Genomic DNA, 25,486 nt, shown 5'->3' with positions numbered 1-25,486 from the left:
TAATCATTATCCGTTACCCTGATTCGCTCTTAATACCGGATCAATACACAACGGTATCTTTACGAGCTCATTCGCGATCTGGTACTCCAACATGGCATACAGGTCGAAACTCAGTTCCCCGCCGGCATTGACATTAGATATAGGCACTTTAAAACTAACCTGGTGCCCGTCCAGCCTAATATCATCAGGAACGGTAATACCCCCGTTCGAATTGATCACCTTAAAATCAGTGAAATATAGCTTATGATAAGAAAACAATACCAGCGGAAGAATGGTAAAATAGACATCCTGATCCGTTGTCACAGGAATGGCAAAGCTTTCAACAGGATTCCCCAGTGCCATTGCGCCCTGGTCATATATAGCAGTGTTTTCGCGTACCTGTGCATTTGAAGGTGGATTGATACCGATATTAGCGATCAGGCGACTACAGTCTACCTGTACAAAAACGTGTCTTGATTGTGCCATTAGATTGGTGTGGTTGTTAGGAATGGTTTTTCAGATAGTCATTCTGAGTAGCTAGGGGTATAACGCTTTTCCCGCCATATTGTTCAAAATTTATTCTGGGGATAGAATTTGACGGCTTCCACGTAAATGCCTATCTTGTTTATTATTAATCACCTATACTTCATTAATTTTATCAAATGGGACTTTTTTCAGGCTTACTTGGAAACGCCGGCGCTGTTGATCAGGCGCAACTCGTAAAAGATTACGGTAAACTTTTAACTCCTTCAGAAAACATTGAGCTTGGCTTCAAACTGATCAGGGACACTTTTATTTTCACCAACAAACGTATGATCCTGGTTGACAAACAAGGGATCACAGGTAGCAAAGTAGAATACCTGAGTGTAACCTACAAAAGTATTTCAAGATTCAGCATCGAAACTGCAGGCACCTTCGACCTGGACGCAGAACTGAAGATCTGGATCTCCAGCGAAGTACAACCAAGCATACGCAAACAGTTCAATAAGTCTGTAGACGTATACGAAGTACAGAAAGTACTGGCACAGCACGTACTGGGATAATATCGTATCTCATTTATTTTGCGGAGATAGACTACTGTGCAAACTGAAGTTGTGTTGCAATGTGTAGTGTTAGTTTTATCTTCTTCTGGAGATAGTCAGCCTATACTCAACTTACGTTGATGCTCCCTTTTAAAGCTAAGATTAACGTAAGATAAATATAGTCAGACTATACTTAAACGGGGCTATCCTTTTGGATTAGCCCCGTTTTTTATGACTGTCAGTGAATAATGAATCATTAACAATAGTGTTGTGTTAACATGTGATTAACATACTTGATAAGATATTTCTGTATTATGCAACAGAATTAAAGACGCATTGCTTCTATACCAGGTTGCCGGCCCGGTAAATAACAAGGGACATAAACAGCATTAAGTATCCGGCAAAATCTCTTTATTTTTTTTTGAAATAACGCCTGCACTATGAAAGCCTGTATTCACAGGATCCGGACCATGCCGCCTGACGCAACCGGTATGTTCTTTTATTGAATTGCTCAAAATCACCAAAAGAATATCAACCTCGAATAATCTAAAACAATGACTATGAAAAAAACAAAAATCCTCGTAATGACCTTTGCCGCAGTTCTCGGCATAGGTGCAGCTGTCAGTGCAAATGTAAATACAGCTGCTGCCGATGCACTACATGACTGGATAGACTGGAACGGACAAACTGTGCTACAAGGCGTCACACAACAGGATGCACAGGATCTCTGCGTGCCTGCCGTAGGCGTCTGTCTCAGGGCGAAAGACAATGTTTTCATATACACAACCGGATACCTGCTGTGGTAGAGAAAACAATTGTCTAACCTTTAAAATGACGTCAGATCAATAACCTGGGTTTTGTGTCAGGTTTTTATTTGCTTCCAGATCGATCTTAGGAATAGGCCATAAACGCCTGCGGGAATCCCAATCCTTTTTGATTTGCGCCATCACAACATCTACTTTTCCTGATCGGACAAGATCGTACCAGTTAATTCCACATTCCGTGAAAAATTCAAACTGGCGTTCACGTTCGATCAGGCTTTTCATTTTATCGGCACTGATAACACCTGTTTCTACGCCTACAGCCGACAATCCGGCCCTTCGGCGAACCATATTTAAATTCGCCGCCGCACCTGCAAGATCCCCTTGTTGCAGTCTGCACTCCGCCAGGATTAAAAACATCTCTGACAAGCGGAGGACTGCCGTTAATTCGATTGGAAAGGTGTCAACTGCAGAACGAAATCCCTTTTTTAACTTGTAAGGGCAGTAAAACGTATCCTGATCAATCATCACTGTTTTTACCCAATGGCTCTTCCGCTGATCTCCGGTATCAAATTGCCGGATCAGGGAATCAGATAAAGCAATCCTTGGATATAAGCTGTTGGTGGGATAAATTAACATTGTTTCCATAGAATAGTTACTCATATTCTGGGGAAGCACCTGGAAGATGGATTCTTTGCTGTTAATAACAAATACACTGTCAAGGGGCTCTAATTGATACATTCCGCTGTTAATGACACCTTTACATTCCTGTTCTGCCAAACGCCATTTTTGTTGCTGCAAATAACACCTCGCCAGCAAAGCCATTGCTGCATACTTATTGGCTATTACCTTATAACCGATCGGATACTGAACAGGCAATTCCATTTTGGCATATTGCAGATCAGCTATGATGGAATCCATCACTTTATCAGGATTATCGCGGCCCTGTGCCTGCATTACCTGGTAATCAGTTGACGTTATATACGGAACCGCACCAAATACATTCATCATATGAAAATAAACCAGAGCCCTGAAAAATCTGCATTCAGCTGTTAGCTGAGATTTATCGGCAGCAGCTATGCCCTTACTATTATTGATGCCTTCAATACAAAAATTAATCTGACTGATAATTTTATAAGGCGCCATCCAGAAGACAGTACCTAGTGTGCCATTCGTCGGACTGATAAATCCACTGGCAAATTCCTGCTGATCTGAGTTAGTACCCAACTGCACGGCTTCTCCACTGTAGAGGGCGATTAAAATACTACCTCCACAAACGGGATTGGGCGTACTCCCCATTGTTTTGCAGATGCCCATAATCGACTCTTTAGCCGTAGCAATATTCTTAAATGGCTGATCTCCTACGATACTACCATTCGGTGGAGCTACATCCAGCAGTTCTGAACATGCCGATATCATCAGCACATACAGTAACAACAATATCAGTCGAACTGAAACAGCGATAACTTTCTTCATATCATTTTCTTCTTTAAGGGATTACCAAAATAAATTTTAAGGCTTGCAACGACAGTTCGGAGTGTAGGCAAAGCATACAGGTTTGCTATTTCAGCATCGCCTGCATCGTATGGCGAAATGGTCAGTAAATTCTGCGCCTTTAAGGACAACTCAATTTTATCAATGTGCCTGATGGCCAGATCAGGGTTTCTGAATGTGTAACATATATTAACATCTCTTAGTGCCCAAAAGCTGCCGTTAGTAATAGCACGACTGGAATTAATGAGATTAGCCCTGTATAAATTCACAGGACTGTTAGATAATGCGGATGCCTTCGAAAACTCAGCTTCATCGCCTGGCTGACGCCAACGTTTATCAACAACGGCCAGTTGATTGGAAAGACTACCCCAGTTTGCCCCTCCCATCAGGACATTATAGGTGTAACTGGGTACCGAGACTTTTTTGAATTCGGAAGAGGTAGAAAATGACCATCCCTTATAACTGACACTCAGCGTCAGCCCTCCCTGATACTTTGGATCAGTATGATCAAAATACATCAGATCATTTTCGTTTAACTTATCATCACCATTAATATCATCAAATTTGTCAAAGCCGGTTGCTTTATCAACACCATTCCAACGATATAACTTTTTAGCATTAAGTGACTTCCCTATGATAAACCTGGAAGAATAGTCCGATTGACTCAGTCCGTCAAACGAACCAAGGGTATTCTTTGCGGCAGTCAGATTAAACCCTGCACTCAACTGAAAAGCGCCTAGCTTCAACTGCCTGGCCTCAAGGAACAACTCGATTCCACGATTCTGGATTTCAGCATCAAAATTCTTAAGGATACTTTTATAGCCTGTCTGGCGGGGAAGCTTGTATTCCACCAGCTGTCTCGTATTTCTGTTTAGAAAATAAGCGACGTTACCCGAAAACTTTCCATCAAACATCAAAAAATCCAGTGAGAATTCTATTTTTTCACTTTGCTCCCATGAGTACTTGGAATTATACAGCGATCCTAATGAAAGACCTTTCGTGTCGGGCAAAGACGCTTTGGACGGTTGCCAGAATTGTAAATACCTGTAGTCCCCGATCTGATCGCTTCCTGTTATGCCATAGCTAAATCTTAACTTCGCGTACTCCAATGTCTTCTTCGGAATTCTTAAAAATGATTCCTTTGCAAAATTCCATGCAATAGCAGTCGCCCAGAAATTACCGAATCTGGTCTGGGGTGCAAACCGACTACTGCCATCTCTCCTGATGGTAAAGTTGAAGAAGTAAATATTCGAATAATTATAATCCAGCTTACCAAATACAGACCCGTATTTATATTCACGGATTACAGGACTGCGATCCGTAATCAAAGGAGCCCTCCCTTCAGCAGGTGCATAACGATGATCATAATAATATCCGGAACTACTATCACCGCTTGTTTTAGAATACTGATAAGTCCCTCCTGCTAATAATTTCAACCATCTCCAGGTATATTCCACGACCGGTTCGACGATAATACTATTTGACACACTGTTTGCGAGAAAAGATCTTCCTGGCAGGGAATCAGCGGGAAGCGGCATCATTGCGCCAGAAGGTATTAGAGAACTTTCATTCACAAAATTTGCATTCGCACCAATGTTTGTCTTAACAAGCAGTTTTTTATTATGGCTAAGGAACTGTGGACTTAGATTAAATATGACACTGTTGATGTTCATTTTATATGTCTTCTTCCTGTCTGCATCCGGATTCCTCGACCAGTCCAGCCATTCTGCCCATTTCAGATCCTTGTTCCGGCCCATAAACCGGGCAGCATTCTGGGGAAGCAAAACGCCCATCAGGGATCCGTTAAATATTTTATTTGTATTTGAAGAAAAATAAAATTGCGACTCAATGGAGAATCGCTTGTCTGGCAGAAAACACTTTAATGAAGAATTAAGGGATATCCGCTGGAAATTCATATCATTGTCCATTACAGACCCCTCCCGCCAATATCCAAATCCGATATAAGATGAAACAAGGTCTCCACCATGTGAGACAGAAAGATTAGCATCTGTCACAGATGTTACGCGACCATACAGTAATTTCTGCCAATCAATATATTTTTCAGTCGTATCAAACAAATCCGGCGCATAACCCGCTCCTCCGCGACTATTCACCGGTGTAATACCATCATTCTTAAAAGCCTCCTTACGCAAATCCATATACTGATCTGGCGATAACAAATTGAACTTATGAGCCACACTACTTATCCCGGTATTCACATTTGCAACCATCCGTGAAACACCCGGAACGGCAGACTTCAGCCAGATGGCAATCACTCCGTTCCCTCCACGGCTGCCATAAATACTTGTAGCGATCGCATCTCTGGATACCTGAACAGACTCTATTTCATTCACATTTATGACAATAAAAGGACCAGCCCCTGCTGTTGTATTATTGGTAATGACACTTGACAACTGATTGAGGTTATCACTAACAATGGGAACACCATTGATCAAAAACAAAGGACTGCCTGCATTTAGTATAGAGTTTCTTCCTCTTAACTCAAACTTAAAAGACGATCCCGTCACTCCATTCAAGGGAACAATATTCAATCCGGGCACCCTTCCTCTAAGTACATCTGCCAGATTATTGGCTGGATGTTTTTCTATTTCCGAAGACGTTAGCGTAAATATAGTCGCCATAGATGCTTCACGTGATTCTTTCGAATAGCCATCACAAATCACTTCTTTAATAGAGGTACTCACCTGTTTTAAAACAATATTGTATTTCTGTCTGTAATGAATAATTTGCTCCACCGACTCACATCCTACGAAAGACACGGCTATAGTAATAACAGAATCTTCTGCATCTAACGAAAACGCCCCCTTTTCATTTGTGATTTTTTTCTTATTGGTCCCACAGCGGGTCACTGTTGCTTCAAACAAGGGCTTACCATCATTATCGGAGACAGTGCCTCTGAACTGATACAGTCTGGGCGCAGGTATAATCAACTGCTGCCCCGACGCAGATGCATTTTTAGGTGGGAAAGTCTGGGTCAGGTGAATATCCCAACCATATACTTCCCATTTAAGACCATACTTTCTGTTGATCTCATCCAATACAAAAGACAAAGGTTTTCCCGCAAGATCGGCTGATACCATAATACTGTCATACGCAATGATCCCAAGAATATGAAATTGCGTTTCATTCTCAATCTTCTCGACAAGCGTAGATAAAGGAATACTTGCCCCGCTAAAAGAAACTAAAGTTGTTTCGGTTGATTTTCGTCCCTGAGCATACGTTCCATGTACAAAAAACATACTGAATAGCAGCATCAGACAGAGGTTAAAGCTAGATGTACATTTTTTCATAATGTGTTGGAATATTTGTTTTGAAACACTCCTACCATTAAGTGCATCTAACCGGAAAAATGAGTAGTGTATAGAAGCATTTTTTTAATGACATCCGCATTTTTACGATTCCTTGATTGTTATGACACCTAACTTATCAAAAACGTCATAGGATTGTCATAAGAATTTTTACCTGTACTTCATTTTTCACTTCAGCTATACTTATATATAAACGGCCTTCAACCTCAAAAGAACCATCCATGTGTTACTATTATTATGATGCTCTATCCACGTGCTTTAAAAACGCTTTGCAAGTAAAAACCACCAAAACCAATGTGCATGATAGACTACCAGGACGATCCGGAGCTGCTACACAGACTTAGCAATAATGACCAGCTCGCTTTTAAGATGATATATGAAAAGTATGAGCGCTTTTTGTATTTGCTTGCCTACAAAAATCTTCAGAATAAAGAAGGTGTGGAAGATCTCGTACAGGAAATTTTTATAGCGTTATGGAAAAAAAGATCGACTGCCACCACAATACTGGTGTTAAAAGCCTATCTGATAAGGATGTGCGAATACAAAGTCTGGAAAAAAAATAACGCGCCGAAAAAGACGTCTTCACTTGACGCGATGTCATATGATACAGCTTCTCAGGTTTTAGGCAGAGCCACAGACGACTCAGCGATGGAGCACGAACTTATTTATCTGGATCAATTATCTCAGTTTAAAAACAACCTGGCAAAAATTCATGGAACAAAAAGAGCAGACGTATTTATCAAAGTTAAAGTGGAGCTTCTTGATGAGGAAGATGTTGCCCAATCAGAAAACATTACTGTAGGTACTGTTAGAAAACATGTAGCAACAGTCATGAAATATCTACGCGAACAGGTTCAAAGCAAAAATCAGATCACCCCCAATCCCCCTCACTCACTTTAAATAATCTACCATGGAAAACATTTCACCAGCAATTGAAACCCTCATTATCTCCGAAATTACCGGCACAATCTCCCAGGAGGAGAAAGAAATACTGGATTTACTAATAGCAGTCCATCCGGAAGTTGCCAATATTTCAAAACATCTGCATAAAAAACTGGGAGCAGTCACAATACCAAAAACAGATATTGATGCGATAATTACATCAATCACTAACGAAATAAATAATGTAGAGACACTCCCAGCCCCATCTTATAAAAATAATTCACGAAGGCGGTGGTATACCATTGCAGGTACCACACTTGCCGCAGCCGCCGTTACAGCCTTCATATGGTTCAGACCCGGCAATACCAGCAATATACCCTCGCCTCATTTGGACAAAGCATTTTTTGCCAATAATCAGAAAGCCATTACCCTGACATATGGTACTGCCATAAAAACCATTATGGGACAAGGCTTGTCAATAAATGAAAAAGGAGTAATCACCACAGATGATGGTCAGGTATTCGATACCGAAATTCTCCCGGGAGAAAACGCTTCTGTGGCTGTTCCGGATGGCGGCAGCTATCAGCTGAAACTATCTGATGGTACGCAGATTGTGATGAATTCCAAAACAACCGCAACATTCCCTCTCATATTCGGCAATAGAAGAAACCTCACCCTTGCAGGCGAAGCTTACATAGAAGCCGCAGAAGATGCTACAAAACCATTTGTTGTCTATGCTGCAGATACCGAGACAAAGGCACTGGGAACCGCGTTCAACATTAACAGTTATAAAACAGGAAATGTAGTAGTCTCATTGTTGAAAGGCAAAGTAAGAGTTTCCGGGGGCGGCCAGGAAAAGGAAATTACACCCGGTAATGCAGCCATCTATTCCGAAGGGAACATAGAAATCAGTCCCAACAAAAAGGATCTTTTAGATTGGGCAAAAGGTAAAATTTATCTGCGTACCACCAATACACAGGAGATTGAAGAAACAGCAGCGAGATACCTTGATCTCAGGATTAAGTTTGACAAACCCATCACAGGCAAGCTAGCCCGAATTGCCATGGAACGAAATAACCCCGAAAAATTCCTTAAACAATTTCCCGCAGGCTATGACCTGCATCCAGGTGACAGCACCTATTATTTAAGATAAGTTGCATTGTTAACCCCCAAATAAAATGAGTACTTAACAAAACCCCAATACCGTTTCAGTCCTCATTCTTGTTTTTTGCATAGTCATTGTTAAAAATAGCTGGTAATTCCTTACCGGCTTTTTTAATTAAAGCTCTTCCGGAATGCCAGCGGAGAAAGGCTTGTCTTCAGTTTAAACAACTTAGTAAATGACTGTGGATGTTCAAATCCTAATTCATACGCGATCTCATTCACCGACAAGTCCGTTGTTGATAACTTCTCTTTTGCCCTTTCTATCAGCTGTTCATGAATATGCTGTTGTGCCGTTTGTCCTGTCAGCACCTTTAATAAACTGCTCAGGTACTTGGTAGATACATGCAGCGCATTCGCCAGGTACTGCACAGTCGGCAAACCATTCTTCAGCGCTTCTTCATTGTTAAAGTAATCCGCAAGTACATCCTCCATACGGTCCAGCACCTTGTGGTTACTGATCTTCCGGGTAAGGAACTGCCTGTGATAGAATCGCTCGGAGTAATTGAGCAAAGTTTCTATCTGGGAAATAATAATTTGCTGACTGAATTTATCAATGTTGGAATGGTATTCCTGTCGTATCGCCTGAATGATGTTGTTAATGATTGTTTCTTCTTTTTCAGAAAGAAACAATGCCTCATTCACGGAATAGCCAAAGTATTCATATTGCCGGATCTTCTTCGCCAGGGGTGTATTCCAGAGAAAATCCGGGTGAATCAGCAACATCCATCCGGAGCGCTCCGAAGACGCATTCGGTTCTGCGGCCACACGGAACACCTGGTTGGGGGAAATGAAAAACATGAGACCTTCATCAAAATCATATTCCTGCTGACCATACTTCAGTTTAGCATCCAGTCCCCGTTTAAGGGATATATTATAAAAGTCGCATACCCAGCTTATTTCACTGATATCAGACGGACGTTTGATAGCCGCATAATCCACGATACTGATCAGCGGATGCTCTGGCGTAGACAATCCCCTGAGTTGATGAAACTCACTGATCGTTTTAATTCTTTGTGTTTTTACATTTGCCATGACCGGGAAGATAAAACCACTTTAAAGTTACTATAATAATCGCTCACAGCTGACAGGAAGACTTTCCATTACGGCAAAGCTTCCTGTCACGTGTAAGCCCATCCTGGTTAGTCCTTGTTGTATACGGCTGCAAAATCCTTTGCAAAATCGGTCAGTTTCACTTTGCCCAGGGTCGGTCTGTGGCGGAAATAATCTTCATACAATACGCCACCCCGCATACTGGCCTGCATTTCCATAAAGCCGTTAGCGATCTGTGGGTTCATACCAATTGCCAGCCAGTTCTCCAGCAACTGGTCGTCCGGAATCACCTGCCATGCCAGATCCGGTTTTCCGATAGCATCGCCTAAAGCAGCCGCGATTTCATTAGGAGAAACTTCATCGCTCGCGATATAACGGATCTTTCTGCCCTCAAAAGGAGTCTCCACTTCTTCGGCAATCACAGTCGCAATATCCAGCGGAGACACCCATGGCTCCTTGTCATCCCCGCCCCAGTTCTGTACGATGGCGCCTTTTGCTTTCAGTCCACGTACGAACGAAAACATGTTAGTGTAAAAACCAACAGGGCGCATAAACTTAATGGCAACGTCCCCCGGCAGTTGCTGCAGGATGTTTTCCACATTATGATGGAAGGCAAGAATACCATTTCCTTTATCCATGTGCGCACCGATACTGCTGAGGTGTATTACCTGTTTTACTCCTGTCTGCTCAATCGCCTGTTTGTAATTTCGGCCGATCTGGCTGATTGCAGCAATAAAATCCAGCTGCTTGTCAAAAAAGTTGCCGACAGCTTCCAGTGTTTCCATCAGGTAGACGATGTCTGCCCCTTTAAAAGCCGCGGTCAGGAATGCTGCATCATGCATACTGCCAATAGCGGCTTTTGCGCCCAATGATTCGATCTCTTGTTGTCTGTCTGCGTTACTGCTGATAACGGTAATGGAATGTCCCTTCTGCAACAATGCTTTTGCAAGTGGTTTTCCGATATTCCCTAATGAGCCTGTAAGTACAATGTTCATATCTCTGTGTTTTTGATGATACAAAAGTCCGCATCCCTCAAAAAACAGAACTAACCAGATGGCAGCTTGTTCAAGCCAAAAGGAAGATTCTGGGGATTATCCCTGATAGTCCATCTATACTAGTATTTTTCAGTTGGTATTATTCCCTATTCGGGAAAGGAAGCATGGATATCTGTCAATTAGAATGAAATATGAATGATAATATGATTAATGCCATTACAATTTTCTAGTCTAAGAATCACTTTTTCAGAAATTCCCATATTACCTTATTATCAACTGGATATTTGCCTCGTATGGAATAAGTTTTCAGGGTTACATTGTATATTTGGATCCTGATGCACAATTATATCCTGCTTTGTTTTCCACAAAAAAGTAATCTATGAGCAATAACAATTCATTCGTAAAAGGGTCATTATTTGAAGAAGATTACCTGATCAGAACACTTGGGCCGCTTGGTCATTCACCTGAAGTTGCCTTAACAGAATTAGTTTCTAATGCATGGGATGCAGGAGCAACCAAAGTAGATATATTTATTCCGGAACATAGTGGAGATTATTTAACTGTAGCAGATAATGGAACAGGGCTGACACCAGAAGACTTTGAACATCGCTGGATGAAACTGGGCTATAACAGATTAAAACACCAGGGGAAAAACGTCATATTTCCTCCTGGGGTAGATGGTAATAGACTTGCCTATGGTCGAAATGGTGTTGGTAGGCATGGATTGCTTTGCTTTAATAATGAATATACAGTTATCACTAATGCTGGTGGTAATAAATCGACATTCACTGTTACGACTGAAAGCGAAGAGCAACCATTTGTTATTAAAGATAAAAAAGTAGAACAATCCAACTTACACGGAACAACGTTGAAAGTTCTTGTAAATAAAAATTTGCCAAAATCGGAAAGAATTCTACAAATAATTTCAGCCCGATTTCTACATGATCCAAAATTTCTGGTTTCGATCAATAGGCAATCGGTCCAACTGAATCAACATACGGGATTATTAGACACTTCTATTCTGAAAATAGATGAAAAGACTACTTTAAAAGCCCATTTTCTGGATTCAACACAGAGCGCAAGATCTACTATCTATCAAGGTATTGCCTTTTGGCAAAGCAATAAATTAGTGGGAGAACCTTCGTGGTCCCTGGGAGGAGAAATTGTTATAGATGGAAGGACCAAATTCGCTAAAAGATATACGGTAGTTGTAGAGACAAACGATCTCGCTGATTATATAACTGAGGATTGGACCGGATTTAAGAATAACTCATATATGGATAAGATATATGCAGTAGTAATGGAGTATGTTAACAAAATGCTTACAACTGTTGCCGATGAATATGTTGAGGAAGCAAAACAACAGGTAAAAGCCAATTTTTCTGAAGATATCGCACAATTAACGCCTTTAGGCAAATATGAGGTTATCGAAGCAATAGAGACTATCACTTCAGCTCATCCAACCGCTCGTCCGGAAACAATATCAATCGCCGTTCAGGCAATTATTAATTTAGAGAAAACCCGCTCGGGCAAAGAACTATTGATAAGACTTGCCAGTCTTTCAGAGGACGATTTCATAGGATTAAATGAACTTTTACAAAAGTGGTCAATTAAAGATGCGCTTATCGTATTGAATGAAATAGATAATCGTATTTCATTAATTGAAGCAATTCGGAAGTTATCATCAGATCCCGATGTTGATGAATTACATGTTTTACATCCGCTGGTTTCTGGCGCTCGTTGGCTTTTCGGTCCTGAGTTTGAATCTCCTGAGTATTCTTCTAATAGACAATTACAAACAGCTGTTGAACAGGTATTTAAGAAGAAAATCGATCCGACAGTATTCCTGAATAATAAAAAAAGACCGGATATTGTTTTATTGAAGGACTCAACTGCATCTGTAACAGGTATAGAGGCTTTTGATAGCGATTCAGGTTTAGCTACTGTAAACAAGATTTTAATCATTGAACTAAAGAGAGGTGGTTTCAATTTAACCCGTGATGAAAGAAACCAGGCTCAGGGATATGTTGAAGACTTTATGAATTGTGGAAGATTAATAGGTGCTCCTTATATAGAAGCTTTTGTAATTGGACAATCGTTCGCTAAAAATCTCCAGCCGATTACCACTGTAAAAAATGCAAATGATGTGGAAATGGGAAAAATTCGTCTTTCTACATTTTCCCAGTTAATAGATACCGCTGAAAAACGGTTGTTTGGCTTACGAGATAAGCTCAATGAACGTTATGACGATATTCCTGGAATCGATCTCTTTAAGGCTCAGGCTACACAAATAGCCCTGAAGTTATGAATTTAACTTTTCTGATTAAACTTCGCCTTATAGCTTAACGCAACGGACTAATTCAACACAAAACACTTAATAAACGACTGAAAAACATCGTATTAATACAATAATTTTTTATATCAAGCATGTTTAAGCCGACTATGCCACAAATTACAATACTGGTGCATCTGTAGCCCTGATACTTGACTATTGGGCTATTGTAGAAACATTCGGACGAAAATAACACTGATTATCAATTAATTATTAGATCATGAGTCATTTTTCGTCATGAACTGGCTTAAACAACAAATCAATATCTTCAACAAACCTAAAAGAAAGATATTCGATTTTTATTGTCTATTTGGCCGGCAAACCCTGATATATTCTATCTATGATTACATAAACGGCTCTCAAATGATTAGAATTTCCTAATTTTGCGGTTTCGTTTCATAGACTTCATAACGCACTATAATGATTCATTTCTTTGTGAACCAAACAGACTTTGTCTATTGTGTTCAAACAGAAAACGACCTTTCTCAAGAAGACATTCAGAAGCTTAACTGGCTCTTCGGCAACGCCAAAAAATTAGACGAACTTACTGTGAACCGTACCTATGTGGGCCCTCGCGCTGCGATGATCACCCCGTGGAGTACGAATGCAGTGGAGATTACCCAGAACATGGGGATCACCGGCATCATCCGTATCGAGGAATTCGAACCGGTTCCTGCCGACTTCAACGAGTTCGATCCGATGATTTCACAAAAGTACCAGGCTTTAACACAGGAACTTTACACGATTAATATTCAGCCGGAACCTATTCTGGAGATCGACAACATCGATGTTTATAACAAACAGGAAGGTCTGTCACTGAATCCGGAAGAAGTAGAATACCTGAATAAGCTGTCTGTGAAGATCGGCCGTAAGCTGACAGACTCAGAAGTATTTGCGTTTTCCCAGGCGAACTCAGAACACTGCCGTCACAAGATCTTCAACGGAACTTTCGTGATTGACGGTGAAGAAATGCCGACTTCCCTCTTCAAACTGATTAAGAAGACTTCCGAAACGAATCCTAATGATATCGTTTCTGCTTATAAAGATAACGTGGCTTTTATAAAAGGCCCGAAAGTAACACAGTTCGCTCCTAAGTCAGCCGATAAACCTGACTACTATGAAGAGAAAGAATTTGACTCCGTTTTATCACTGAAAGCAGAAACACACAACTTCCCGACGACAGTTGAACCATTTGCCGGCGCCGCTACTGGTTCCGGTGGTGAGATCCGCGACCGTCTGGCAGGTGGCCAGGGCTCTTTGCCACTGGCAGGTACCGCTATTTATATGACCGCTTACTCCCGCCTGCTGGAAGACAGACCATGGGAAAAAGGGATGCAGGAGCGTAAATGGTTATATCAGACACCAGTAGATATCCTGATCAAAGCATCCAATGGTGCTTCTGATTTCGGTAATAAATTCGGTCAGCCACTGATCACCGGTTCCGTACTGACCTTCGAACACGAAGAAGAAGGACGCAAACTGGGTTATGATAAAGTGATTATGCAGGCCGGTGGTATCGGTTATGGTAAACTGAATCAGGCGAAAAAACACACACCAAAAGAAGGCGATAAAATCGTTATCCTCGGTGGTGAAAACTATAGAATCGGTATGGGTGGCGCAGCAGTTTCCTCTGCTGACACCGGTGCATTCGGTTCCGGTATCGAACTGAATGCCATTCAGCGTTCCAATCCTGAAATGCAGAAACGTGCTGCCAACACCATCCGTGGTCTGGTAGAATCTGATAACAATACCATCGTTTCCATTCACGACCACGGTGCAGGCGGACACCTTAACTGTCTGTCTGAACTGGTAGAAGAAACAGGTGGTCTGATCGATCTGGATAAATTACCAGTTGGCGATCCTACCCTCTCCGCAAAAGAAATCATTGGTAACGAGTCCCAGGAAAGAATGGGGCTGGTGATCGGCGAAAAAGATATAGAAAACCTGCAGAAGATCGCTGACCGCGAACGTACCCCCATGTACACCGTCGGTGATGTAACCGGTGACCACCGTTTTACCTTCGCCTCTGCACACACAGGCGTAAAACCAATGGATTTTGCCCTGGAAGATTTCTTCGGTTCTTCTCCGAAAACCATCATGAAAGACCGCAAAATACAGCGTAACTATGCTGCTCTTTCTTATGATGTGAAAAATATACCCGCTTACCTGAACCAGGTATTGCAACTGGAAGCTGTTGCCGCTAAAGACTGGCTGACCAACAAAGTAGACCGTTGTGTAGGTGGCCGTGTTGCGAAACAACAGTGTGCCGGACCATTACAACTGCCGCTGAACAACGTTGGTGTAATGGCGCTGGATTACAAATCAACAGAAGGTATTGCTACCACAGTTGGTCACTCTCCGCTGACTGCACTGGTTGATCCGGCTGCAGGTTCCCGTAACGCCATCGCAGAAGCTTTATCCAATATCGTTTTTGCTCCTGTCAAAAATGGCCTGAAAGGTATTTCCCTTTCTGCCAACTGGATGTGGGCGTGTAACAATGAAGGAGAAGATGCACGTCTTTATGAAGCGGTAAAAGCCTGCTCCGATTTTGCTATCGCACTGGGCATCAACATTCCAACCGGTAAGGACTCCTTGTCCATGAAGCAGAAATATCCGAATGGCGATGTTATTGCTCCAGGTACAGTAATCATCTCCGCCGCAGGCAACTGTACAAACATCAATAAAGTAGTAGAACCTGTACTGCAGAAAAATGCAGGTTCCGTTTACTATATCAACTTATCAAAAGATGCATTCAAATTAGGTGGTTCTTCCTTCGCACAGATCAATAACAAGATCGGTCCGGATGTTCCGACTATTCAGGATGCAGACTACTTTGCAAAAGCATTCAACACCATCCAGGACCTGATCAACAACGATCAGATAGCGGCTGGTCACGATATCGGCTCCGGTGGTTTGATCACTACCCTGCTGGAATTATGCTTTGCTGACGTTAACCTGGCTGCCGATTACGACTTAAGCGGATTAAACGAAGCCGACACCGTAAAAGCACTCTTCAACGAAAACATAGCAGTCGTATTACAGGCTACCAACGATGCAGCATTTGAACAGGCATTGAAAAATGCAGGTATCGATGCGGTAAAAATCGGTACCGTTAAAGAAGCGAAGGAAGTAAGTGTCAAAAACAACGCTGATACCTTCACATTCAATATCGCTGACACCCGTGATACATGGTTCAAAACCTCCTTCCTGCTGGATCAGAAACAGTCCAGAAACGGCATGGCACAGGAGCGTTTCAACAACTATAAATTACAGCCATTAACCTACGCCTTCCCGGCACAGTTTGATGGTAAAAAACCTGCGATCGACGCATCTAAACCTCGCCCTAAGGCAGCTATTATCCGCGAAAAAGGTTCCAACTCTGAGCGTGAAATGGCCAATGCAATGCGCCTGGCAGGATTTGATGTAAAAGATGTACATATGACTGACCTGATCTCTGGTCGTGAAACACTGGAAGATATTCAGTTCATTGGCGCTGTAGGTGGTTTCTCCAACTCCGATGTATTAGGTTCCGCTAAAGGCTGGGCCGGCGCATTCATGTACAATGAGAAAGCTAAAAAAGCACTGGATAACTTCTTTGCTCGTCCTGATACAATGTCCGTAGGTATCTGTAACGGCTGTCAGCTGTTTATGGAACTGGAACTGATCAATCCGGATCACGCTGTACACGGTAAGATGCTTCATAACACTTCCGGCAAACACGAATCCAACTTCGTATCTGTAAAAATACAGGAGAACGATTCCATCATGATGAAAACCTTAGCTGGTGCTACATTAGGTGTATGGATCTCTCACGGAGAAGGTAAATTCAAATTACCAAATACCGAAGATCAGTATAAGATCACCGCTAAATATGCATATGATGCATATCCGCACAATCCTAACGGATCTGACTTCAATACCGCAATGATGTGCGACAATACCGGCCGTCACCTGGTAACAATGCCACACATCGAGCGTTCTATCTTCCAATGGAACTGGGCGAACTATCCAAAAGGTCGTCAGGATGAAGTGACGCCATGGTTAGAAGCTTTTGTGAACGCGAAGAAATGGTGCGAAGAGAATAAGAAATAAAAAACATACTAAAAGAAACGCCCGCTCAGCATTGAGTGGGCGTTTTCTTCACACTAATACTAAACATCGGACATTCGGATGAAAGAACAATTCGCAAGCTTACTTCAGCAATTAAAAAGCAATTTAGTTTCCTTCAAAGAGGTAATCGAATTCATTGAAACATATTACCAGCATCAGCCAACCGCCTTTAAAAACGGTGAAACATATAACGAAGCAACGCAAAACCAGGGTAGCGCGAAAGTCTTTTCTTTTGCACAACTAAATAACCTGAGCAAAGAAGATACCCTCTTCTTATTTGCAGAACATTATCAGGCAGTGTTAAATACGCCCGATGCTACCGATCACCAGAATATCAGACAGTTCATGGCACATGGATGGTCCGGTATTGCTTTTGAAGGACAGGCATTACAGGCGAAATAGTGCTAAAGCGCATTTAATTTTAAAAGGCTATTGACCAGTGATCAATAGCCTTTTAAAATTTGTTACCCACATCGATCAGGGTGCAACATTTTCTCTTGCTGTTATTCTACGTTGTTTTATGTTCAGTCGTATAAGAAAATACACCCCTGCTACCAGTCCAAAGAAGCCTCCCATATAAGCGAAGTTGTGCACAGAGCCAACGCTAATGAATGCTGACTCGTCCAACAATCCCTCCGGCAACCACCAGTCTACACCCGTTCCGGCCAATACAAAGCGACCATATAAATACCCGGCAATAGCGAAGGCAATAGTGGATATAAACGTGTAAAATATAGCCTTTTGAATAGCCCGTCGCATAGACTGATGATCTTTAAAAATAAGACCTGTAAGACCAAGCACCAGACCAATGAGAAGTCCTACCCACCAGGTGGCCATTATACCGACGACAGTAACCGTCTGTCTTATTCCTCCAAACCATACCGTTTCAAGTCCGAATTGCTCAAATTTAAACCGGGTATAGTATTCCGGAGAGATCGTGTAAGTTACATGATCATTGATCACTCCATACATGGCTGCCAATAACATACAGGCGCACACAGTTAGCACAAAAACAAAAAATTTCTTCATAGGTTTATCTAACAAAAATGGGATATATTTCTGCTAGTATACACAAATTTCCCAACACCTCTCAGCAAATACTCATTTATCCCCGCTGATAATACCAAAGGCCATAAATCAATGATCTATGGCCTTTATCTTTTAATGGCAACAAGTATATCTCATCAAATGATCAGGGTCTTCGGCTCTAAAAATGCCTCCATACCCAACTGACCGTTCTCACGTCCCATACCGGAATGCTTATACCCTCCAAACGGTGCCAATGGATCATGCTTCAACGTATTGATCAACACCCTGCCTGCTTTTAACTGTCCGGCAATCCGTGCCGCCTTCTCCTGATCAGCGGAGCTGACATACGCCATTAGCCCGTAATCAGAATCATTAGCAATAGCAATAGCTTCCGCTTCATCCTGGTAAGCAATCACCGATAGCACCGGACCAAAAATCTCTTCCCTGGCGATCTTCATATCGTTTTTTACACCTGCAAAAATCGTCGGTTTCACATAAAAGCCTTTGTCAAAGCCTTCCGGATGTCCTGGTCCGCCGTATAATAACTCCGCTCCTTCCACAAGCCCTGTGGTAATAAATTGCTGGATACGGTCATACTGCTTCTGACTAGCCAGCGGCCCTATCCTGGTTGCATCTTGATAGGGATCTCCCACCCTAAACTGTGTAGCTCCATCAGCAAGCCTCTTTTTTATCTCCTCCAGTCTGGATACCGGCACCAGTAACCTTGATCCCGCGATACATGCCTGTCCGTTATTCATAAACCCTGCCTGTAGTGCCATAGGTATCGCGGTATCAAGATCTGCATCTTCCAGGATAATATTCGCCGACTTACCTCCCAGTTCGAGCGTCAGTCTTTTCATGGTGTCGATAGCCCCCTTCCCAAGAATTTTTCCCACTACGGTAGAACCGGTAAAGGATATCTTAGTCACCTCCGGACTTGCTATAATAGCCCGGCTGATCACATCTCCCCTTCCATTGACCATATTCACAACGCCTGGTGGCAAGCCTGCCATATCAATACATTCCATAATGATCTGAGACTGCCAGGGACTGAACTCGCTTGGTTTAAGAACGATCGTACAACCAGCTGCCAGTGCTGCTGCCACCTTCACGGCAATGGATCCCGCCGTAGAATTCCACGGAGTAAACAAGGCCGAAACACCAATAGGCTCCATTACAACGGTAGATTCATGTACGGTCTTTTTGAACGGATAATCCTTCATTACAGCGATCTGGTGAAGGAAAGTCGTAGCCGCGATCATATTGGACCATTTCGCTCTCTCCTTTGGTGCGCCGTATTCCAGGATGGTGATATCAATCAGGTCATCAATTCTTTTGAGGATTTCATCATGGATACGTTGCAGGTATTCAGCTCTTTCAGCAAGGCTGCTTTGTGCATAATTTACCAAAGCTGTACTTGCCGCCTGTATTGCCTTTTCTGTATCCGTTTCGTCTGCATACGTCAGTTGAGCAATCACTTCACCGTCCAGCGGACTTACAATACTCGCTACTTCATTGCCATGGGGTGTAGCGAATCTGCCATTTATATAGACGCTCTTTATGTGTTTCATGTTCATTGTTATAAGGTAAATGAAATGTATTTCTATGCCTCCTACAGTACAAAACTGCGGAGATATCTCCATAGACATAAATACATTCTGTGTGAAGTGGACAAAATGAAAGCCGGCAAAGGCATTTTCAAGGTCAAAACTCCCCTTTCCCTTGTCAAAAACAGGGTATCTCTTGACAATTAGCTGGTTAAACGGCCAGAATAGGCTCCCGGGCCGGAAATAATTGTACTTTAATGCCTGGTTGGGGCAATTTTCTGCAAATACCACACGTTTACTATTTTCACGAAAATTTGTTTGAATGTTGCTTTTCCGGTCCCGGAGCCAGGATCAATTACCGGCCTGACTAACTTTACATAACCAACACATTTCCGGGATTAAGACACAGGTTTAAATTTCCTTGTTAGTTCACGGCTGCGCCAAATATTTATGACGATGCTACTGGAGCATGGAACATATTCTGAAAACATTACACTTTGGAAACAGGTAAAACGGTGGCTGCTTTGCTGTATCCTATCGCTCACCTGCATATCCGGCAGATTATATGCACAATATTATCCTGCCCCCGCACCTGTTGCAGCCAATCAACTGCACACATTATCTACGCGATTAAAGACTACACGTAATGCACATGAGCGTATACAGACACTAAATGCACTGTGTAATCTCTACCATAACCTGCCCTATAAAAATCCGGCTGACCTTACGCTTGCGGAACAATACGCTAAACAGGCACTAGCAGAAGGTACCCGGATAAACGACCAGGCAGGTATGTCTGAAGCATTATTGTTGCTGGGACAATTATATTATTTCAGTGATGCGCTGGATAGTTTTGAGCAACTGCCCGGCAAAGCCAATGACTCAACCAGAGCTAAACTGTTCCTGCAACTCAGCTTCTACATCTGGGGAAGAGACGCAAAAGACAAAACACAGGACTATCTCAGGAGTAACGATTACGCCAGAAAGGCTGCCGCAATAACTGAAAGACTGGGTTTAAAAGACCTGACACTGATGGCTGCGCGTAATATTGCCATTAACAATTTATACCTGAAAAAGCCGGATGCTGAAGCGGACGTCCTTAAAATCATTGCAACATACAAACGGACAGGATACAAAAAGCTCCAGTATATCTACTACCCGCTGACCTGTTATTTTGATTTTGTTCGTCAGACAGATAAATCCTATTACTATTCAGAAGCCGCGGTAACAGCAGTAGATGCCACCAGAGACACACTCTCCGCAGGTGACATTTACATTGAAAAATCAGTACTGGCTTATCGCCGCGAAAAGTATGAGGAAGCAATAAACGCCTGTAAACAGGCATTGAAATACTACGAACACCAACCAAGCATATATTATGTTTCTTCCCCTATGGTGCACGAGATCATCAGTGCAGCTTACAACAAAATGGGTAAGAAAACAGAAGCAACCAACTACATATTGAATGCCCTGCATCAATATCCGCCCCGTGGTACCCAGGATAGTATTACTTATCTTTACAGACTGGGAAATGCTTTTCGTGAAGAAAAAGCGTTTGATAAATCGGAAACCTATTTTAAACAGTTATACGCCATTTCCAGCCGGCTGCACAAAGATGAAGATTATGCCAACATTAGTCTTGGCCATGTTTACCTGGACGCCGGCGAGTTTGAAAAAGCCAGGCACTATCTGTACAAAGGCTTATCCCTGGTGAAACCGGAAGAAAACACTGCTGGTCTGCGCTACCTGCATTACATGATCTACCTGGCTGATTCTGCCACACAACATTATCTTACCGCAATAGAACATTTGAATAAGAGCAATGACCAGGCAGCCGCTGAAGCAAGATTAGAGCAGGATAAAGTAGTGAGACAAATGGAAGTCGCCTACAAGGCCCGCGAAAAAGAACAGGAACTCAAGCTAAAAAATCAGAATATCATATTCCTGCAACGACAGGCACAGGCGCAAAAGGAAAAACTAAAACAATCTGAAAAAATTGGTTTGCTCACCGCTGGCGCCTTAGTCCTTGCCCTGGCCATCATGGTATTACTCTTTTTCTTTTATCGCCAAAAACAAAAAAGCAGCCGGGAAATGACGCATAAAAACCAGCAATTGCAAAAGCTGGTTTCTGAAAAAGAGTGGCTCCTGAAAGAAGTACATCACCGTGTAAAGAACAATCTTCATACTATATTTTGTCTCTTGGAAAGCCAGGCACGCACTGCTACACCAGAAGCGCGCAATGCGCTTGAAAAAAGTACGCATCGCATTTATGCCATGTCCCTTTTTCACCAGAAAGTTTATCAATCCGGCAATATTCAACAGGTCGATTTCGGCAACTATATGAGGGAGTTCCTGCTCTTTTTACAAGAGGGTTTTGATCTGGAAACCAGGAACATCAGGGTTACCCATGAGATGACAAGCATCTCATTGCCGCTCAATCTGGCAATGCCGCTGGCACTGATTGCAAATGAAGCGCTCACCAACGCCGCCAAATATGCATTTGAGGGCAGGTCTTCCGGAGAAATCAACCTTTCATTGCACCCGCATGAACAGGCGTACAAGATGACAATAAGCGACGATGGCATAGGCATCACCCATCCAGGTAGCTCAGATAGACAATCCCTGGGAATGGAATTAATGCATGGACTCTGTGCTGATATAGGAGCCGCCATCAACTTTGAAGTAAATAATGGTACCCGCATTAATATCGCTTTTAATGCCGGTTAAGTGTTGAACAGTAAATGGATTATCAGGGTATATGAAAAATAAAATATTAATTGTAGAAGACCAGTTTATAGAAGCCAATAATCTGCGCATGGTGCTAAAAGCAGCAGGTTACCAGGTTTGCACTATTGCCAGGTCTGTGCAGGAGGCGTTGAAAATCATTTCCACCGAACAGCCTGATCTCGTTATGTTGGATATTTTTCTAAACGGCGATCAGACAGGCATCGAACTGGCCGTAATACTGAAGAAACAAAACATCCCGTTCATTTATCTTTCTGCTAATTCAGACCAACATACCTTCGCGCTGGCAAAACAAACCAACCCCTATGGTTTCCTGGTGAAGCCATTCCGCGAAAAAGATGTACTGGCAATGCTTGACATCGCTGCGAACCTCCATGAGGAACATCTCGCGCTGTCACATATGTCAGCCAGCAATAGCGTATCGGCAGCGCAGGATAAAAAGACCATCGCTGATTTCGGGATGATTGGCAATAGTACTACGCTAAAAGAAATCACACGGTATATCGGTATCGCAGCTGCAGCAACCGCTCCCGTACTAATACTCGGCGAAAGTGGCACAGGGAAAGAAGTAGTAGCGCGTGCTATTCATGAAAATTCTGCCCGCCAGAAGAAGCCATTAATCGTTGTCGATTGTGCCGCTTTAACCCCCACATTGATAGAATCAGAACTCTTTGGCCATGAGAAAGGTAGTTTTACGGGTGCAACAGATAAACGGATAGGCAAGTTTGAACAGGCCACCGGCGGCACCATCTTCCTGGATGAAGTAGGAGAAATCCCTGTTGAGATACAATCGAAATTATTGCGTGTACTACAGGAGAAAGAAATATGTCCGATCGGAGGCAAACGTAAAACAGTGGATGTGCGCATCATTGCAGCCACCAACCGGAATCTGGAAGAAGAAGTAGCACAAGGCAGATTCCGCCTGGACCTGTACTACCGGCTCTTTGTATTTCCGATTCAACTCTCGCCCTTACGGGATAGAAAAGAAGACATCATCCCCATTGCAGAGCACTATCTCCGGATATGTACTGCCGCCAACAACAAGATCATAGCTGGCTTTTCAGACAAAGCAACACAAATGCTCCTCAACTATTCCTGGCCAGGCAACGTTCGCGAATTGATACACCTGATTGAACGCAGCGTATTGTTATGCGAAGATCCGCTGATCGATAATGTCTTTCTTCCAACAACCAGAAAGAGCCAGATACAGGATGTGCTGCCCATCAAGACAATGACAGAAAATGAACGGGATCACATACTGGAAGTACTGTCCAGGTGTGACTGGAAAATATATGGACGTGGCGGCGCTGCCGATCTGCTGGAAATCAACGCCTCCACGCTAAAATCCAGAATGAAAAAACTGGGTATATCCAAACGATTCGATTAAAAACTAACCACTCACAACAACGCCCCGTTATGCACTATTGAATAGTGTGTAACGGGGCGTTTTTTATGCGCATAAACGCGCTTGAACATTCGCTCATATCCTTATCATGAAATGTCGTGCTGATTTAAATGATATCACGATATACTGTGGTGAACACAGCCTTAAAAAAACGCCACAAACGCTTATCTACCAACCAGTTAATGCACTGGTACGCCCTTTGTATTACCAGATTGCCGCCGGGTATCTATCCTGGCTGTCATTATTGAAGGTTAAACTATAAAATGAATTAGTCGTATGGATAATCACAATGTTAAAACAGACGCGATTATGGACGTATACAAGAGTGGAGCTAGTCAGGATTTTATACTAATCAAAGACTGCCTGCTATACATTGGTGGCAGCGAGACAATTTACCAGAACGGGAATGACGCGCCAGGGATGCAACATCTTAAAGGCACTTACCGCCTTCCTGACAAAAACATTTTATACGCCTTAGGATCAGCCAACGGAAACTTCGGCGTATCCGACTCAAGCGAAACAGGCAAAGCAGGTCCCTTCGGCTGGAAAAAGAGCTTTCTCGTTTTCAGGAACCAAAAATACTTTACTGTTCAAACTGATCATATCGCATTCTTCTATATCCGCAACAACTGCGTATCCTTTAAATGCTTCGACAAACAGGTCTATACCATCAATCATTCACTAGACCAGATCATCCATGCAGTATCACCCCATCAGTTCTTCCGTATCAACCGCCAGTATGTTGTCAATTTCAGTGCGATAAAGGAAGTAGAACCATATTTCACACGTAAGTTATGTGTAAATCTGCTGGTAGATACGCCGGATAAACTACTTATTAACAAGGAAAGAACAACCAACTTTTTATCCTGGATGGAGGATAGATGATCGTATACATTTGGATAGGGGATTAGATACAGAAGGGAACATGCGTGTTCCCTTTTTATTTGGTATGCTTCAATGGAGATGAATCCAATACCTGCACTTGCACCATTGCCCATCTATACGTATCTTCATCTTCTGTCAAATCTGCATCAATTATAATTAAGTCATAAACCATTCTCCTAATACATATGAATATCAAAAAGTACCTTCCCTTCGAAAACTATGTTTTAACAACCCGTTTACCTGTAATGGAAGTCATAAAACGCCTGCACAATAACATCGAGATCAGTAGAGGTCTGCAACTTTCACATCTAAATAACAGCTCCGGCAAACCATATACAGGGGAAATAACAAGCAGTACATTTAAAATGAGCCGGATTATAAACTACAGAAATTCATTCCTCCCACAGATTACCGGAGAGATCACCAGCTTCCTCGATGAAACACAGATAATCATTAAAATGCAGCCAGTGACTTTTGTACTGATATTTATGTCTTTCTGGTTAGGTACAGTCGGACTGGCTTGCCTGGGTATTCTGCTGACCGGACTATCTCAGCTGCCCCTGCTTTTCAGCGAAGGTTTTTCTCCCTTTGTTTTAATCCCCTTCGTAATGTTCGTTTTTGGCTGCCTGTTATGTACATTGGCCTTTAAAACAGAAGCCAAAAAATCAAAAGCATTTTTAGAACAACTACTCGAAGGACAGGAGAATAGATAAGGCATACAGTAACATGCATGACTGCTTATTGCTAACACCGCTTA

The 25,486-nt window shown here is 42.5% G+C and carries 18 protein-coding genes; 11 read left to right on the top strand and 7 right to left on the bottom strand.

All coding sequences use genetic code 11. From position 1 onward, the window contains the following. Positions 1 to 6 precede the first annotated feature (6 nt). Positions 7 to 465, bottom strand: coding sequence for a hypothetical protein (locus CPIN_RS10530; RefSeq protein WP_012789770.1), 459 nt, complete (start codon positions 463 to 465; stop codon positions 7 to 9). 176 nt (positions 466 to 641) lie between these two features. Between CPIN_RS10530 and CPIN_RS10525 the strand changes: the two genes are divergently transcribed. Next, the gene (locus CPIN_RS10525; RefSeq protein ID WP_012789769.1) at positions 642 to 1,022 is read left to right on the top strand and encodes a PH domain-containing protein; all 381 of its coding nucleotides are present in this window, start codon (positions 642 to 644) and stop codon (positions 1,020 to 1,022) included. A gap of 539 nt (positions 1,023 to 1,561) precedes the next feature. Next, positions 1,562 to 1,807 carry a hypothetical protein gene (locus CPIN_RS10520; protein WP_012789768.1) on the top strand — a complete coding sequence of 82 codons (246 nt, stop codon included), beginning with the start codon at positions 1,562 to 1,564 and terminating at the stop codon, positions 1,805 to 1,807. Between the two features lie 36 nt (positions 1,808 to 1,843). Here the strand turns inward: CPIN_RS10520 and CPIN_RS10515 are convergent, their stop codons facing one another. Together CPIN_RS10515 and CPIN_RS10510 are read right to left on the bottom strand one after the other, a co-directional pair. Beyond that, positions 1,844 to 3,238 carry a RagB/SusD family nutrient uptake outer membrane protein gene (locus tag CPIN_RS10515; protein ID WP_012789767.1) on the bottom strand — a complete coding sequence of 465 codons (1,395 nt, stop codon included), beginning with the start codon at positions 3,236 to 3,238 and terminating at the stop codon, positions 1,844 to 1,846. Continuing rightward, positions 3,235 to 6,567, bottom strand: coding sequence for a SusC/RagA family TonB-linked outer membrane protein (locus CPIN_RS10510; RefSeq protein WP_012789766.1), 3,333 nt, complete (start codon positions 6,565 to 6,567; stop codon positions 3,235 to 3,237). Before CPIN_RS10510 ends, CPIN_RS10515 begins: the two co-directional genes overlap by 4 nt. 318 nt (positions 6,568 to 6,885) lie before the next feature. Between CPIN_RS10510 and CPIN_RS36500 the strand changes: the two genes are divergently transcribed. Next, the gene (locus CPIN_RS36500; RefSeq protein ID WP_052306775.1) at positions 6,886 to 7,485 is read left to right on the top strand and encodes an RNA polymerase sigma factor; all 600 of its coding nucleotides are present in this window, start codon (positions 6,886 to 6,888) and stop codon (positions 7,483 to 7,485) included. Positions 7,486 to 7,495: 10 nt separating this feature from the next. After that, positions 7,496 to 8,620 (top strand): FecR family protein, encoded by a 1,125-nt coding sequence (locus CPIN_RS36495; protein ID WP_012789763.1) that lies wholly within the window; start codon positions 7,496 to 7,498, stop codon positions 8,618 to 8,620. 122 nt (positions 8,621 to 8,742) lie between these two features. Here the strand turns inward: CPIN_RS36495 and CPIN_RS10495 are convergent, their stop codons facing one another. Together CPIN_RS10495 and CPIN_RS10490 are read right to left on the bottom strand one after the other, a co-directional pair. Beyond that, positions 8,743 to 9,663, bottom strand: coding sequence for a helix-turn-helix domain-containing protein (locus CPIN_RS10495; RefSeq protein WP_012789762.1), 921 nt, complete (start codon positions 9,661 to 9,663; stop codon positions 8,743 to 8,745). A gap of 107 nt (positions 9,664 to 9,770) precedes the next feature. After that, positions 9,771 to 10,676 carry an SDR family oxidoreductase gene (locus tag CPIN_RS10490; RefSeq protein ID WP_012789761.1) on the bottom strand — a complete coding sequence of 302 codons (906 nt, stop codon included), beginning with the start codon at positions 10,674 to 10,676 and terminating at the stop codon, positions 9,771 to 9,773. A gap of 379 nt (positions 10,677 to 11,055) precedes the next feature. Between CPIN_RS10490 and CPIN_RS10485 the strand changes: the two genes are divergently transcribed. The 3 genes from CPIN_RS10485 to CPIN_RS10475 all read left to right on the top strand — a co-directional run bounded on the left by CPIN_RS10485 (position 11,056) and on the right by CPIN_RS10475 (position 17,520). After that, positions 11,056 to 12,984: an ATP-binding protein gene (locus CPIN_RS10485; protein ID WP_012789760.1), complete on the top strand. Its 1,929-nt coding sequence runs from the start codon at positions 11,056 to 11,058 to the stop codon at positions 12,982 to 12,984. Between the two features lie 444 nt (positions 12,985 to 13,428). Beyond that, a complete protein-coding gene (gene purL / locus CPIN_RS10480; protein WP_012789759.1) occupies positions 13,429 to 17,100 on the top strand; it encodes a phosphoribosylformylglycinamidine synthase in 3,672 nt (1,223 codons plus the stop codon). Between the two features lie 78 nt (positions 17,101 to 17,178). Beyond that, positions 17,179 to 17,520, top strand: coding sequence for a HopJ type III effector protein (locus CPIN_RS10475; protein WP_012789758.1), 342 nt, complete (start codon positions 17,179 to 17,181; stop codon positions 17,518 to 17,520). Positions 17,521 to 17,595: 75 nt separating this feature from the next. Here CPIN_RS10475 and CPIN_RS10470 read toward each other — a convergent pair whose 3' ends face one another. Further along, a complete protein-coding gene (locus CPIN_RS10470; RefSeq protein ID WP_044218285.1) occupies positions 17,596 to 18,147 on the bottom strand; it encodes a hypothetical protein in 552 nt (183 codons plus the stop codon). A 155-nt stretch (positions 18,148 to 18,302) separates the two neighbouring features. Further along, positions 18,303 to 19,718: an aldehyde dehydrogenase family protein gene (locus CPIN_RS10465; RefSeq protein ID WP_044221239.1), complete on the bottom strand. Its 1,416-nt coding sequence runs from the start codon at positions 19,716 to 19,718 to the stop codon at positions 18,303 to 18,305. A 426-nt stretch (positions 19,719 to 20,144) separates the two neighbouring features. On the opposite strand from CPIN_RS10465, the gene CPIN_RS10460 reads away from it, so the two are divergent. The 4 genes from CPIN_RS10460 to CPIN_RS10445 all read left to right on the top strand — a co-directional run bounded on the left by CPIN_RS10460 (position 20,145) and on the right by CPIN_RS10445 (position 25,442). Continuing rightward, positions 20,145 to 22,421, top strand: coding sequence for a sensor histidine kinase (locus CPIN_RS10460; protein ID WP_083781088.1), 2,277 nt, complete (start codon positions 20,145 to 20,147; stop codon positions 22,419 to 22,421). A 31-nt stretch (positions 22,422 to 22,452) separates the two neighbouring features. Next, a complete protein-coding gene (locus CPIN_RS10455; protein ID WP_012789754.1) occupies positions 22,453 to 23,826 on the top strand; it encodes a sigma-54-dependent transcriptional regulator in 1,374 nt (457 codons plus the stop codon). A gap of 294 nt (positions 23,827 to 24,120) precedes the next feature. Continuing rightward, a complete protein-coding gene (locus tag CPIN_RS36490) occupies positions 24,121 to 24,729 on the top strand; it encodes a LytR/AlgR family response regulator transcription factor (RefSeq protein ID WP_012789753.1) in 609 nt (202 codons plus the stop codon). Positions 24,730 to 24,914: 185 nt separating this feature from the next. Further along, positions 24,915 to 25,442, top strand: a complete 528-nt coding sequence (locus CPIN_RS10445; RefSeq protein WP_012789752.1) for a hypothetical protein — start codon at positions 24,915 to 24,917, stop codon at positions 25,440 to 25,442. Positions 25,443 to 25,486: the final 44 nt, after the last annotated feature.

Origin of the sequence: Chitinophaga pinensis DSM 2588 (assembly GCF_000024005.1) — a bacterium.
Classification (GTDB): Bacteria; Bacteroidota; Bacteroidia; order Chitinophagales; family Chitinophagaceae; genus Chitinophaga; species Chitinophaga pinensis.
This window is presented reverse-complemented; position numbering and strand designations above follow the sequence as displayed.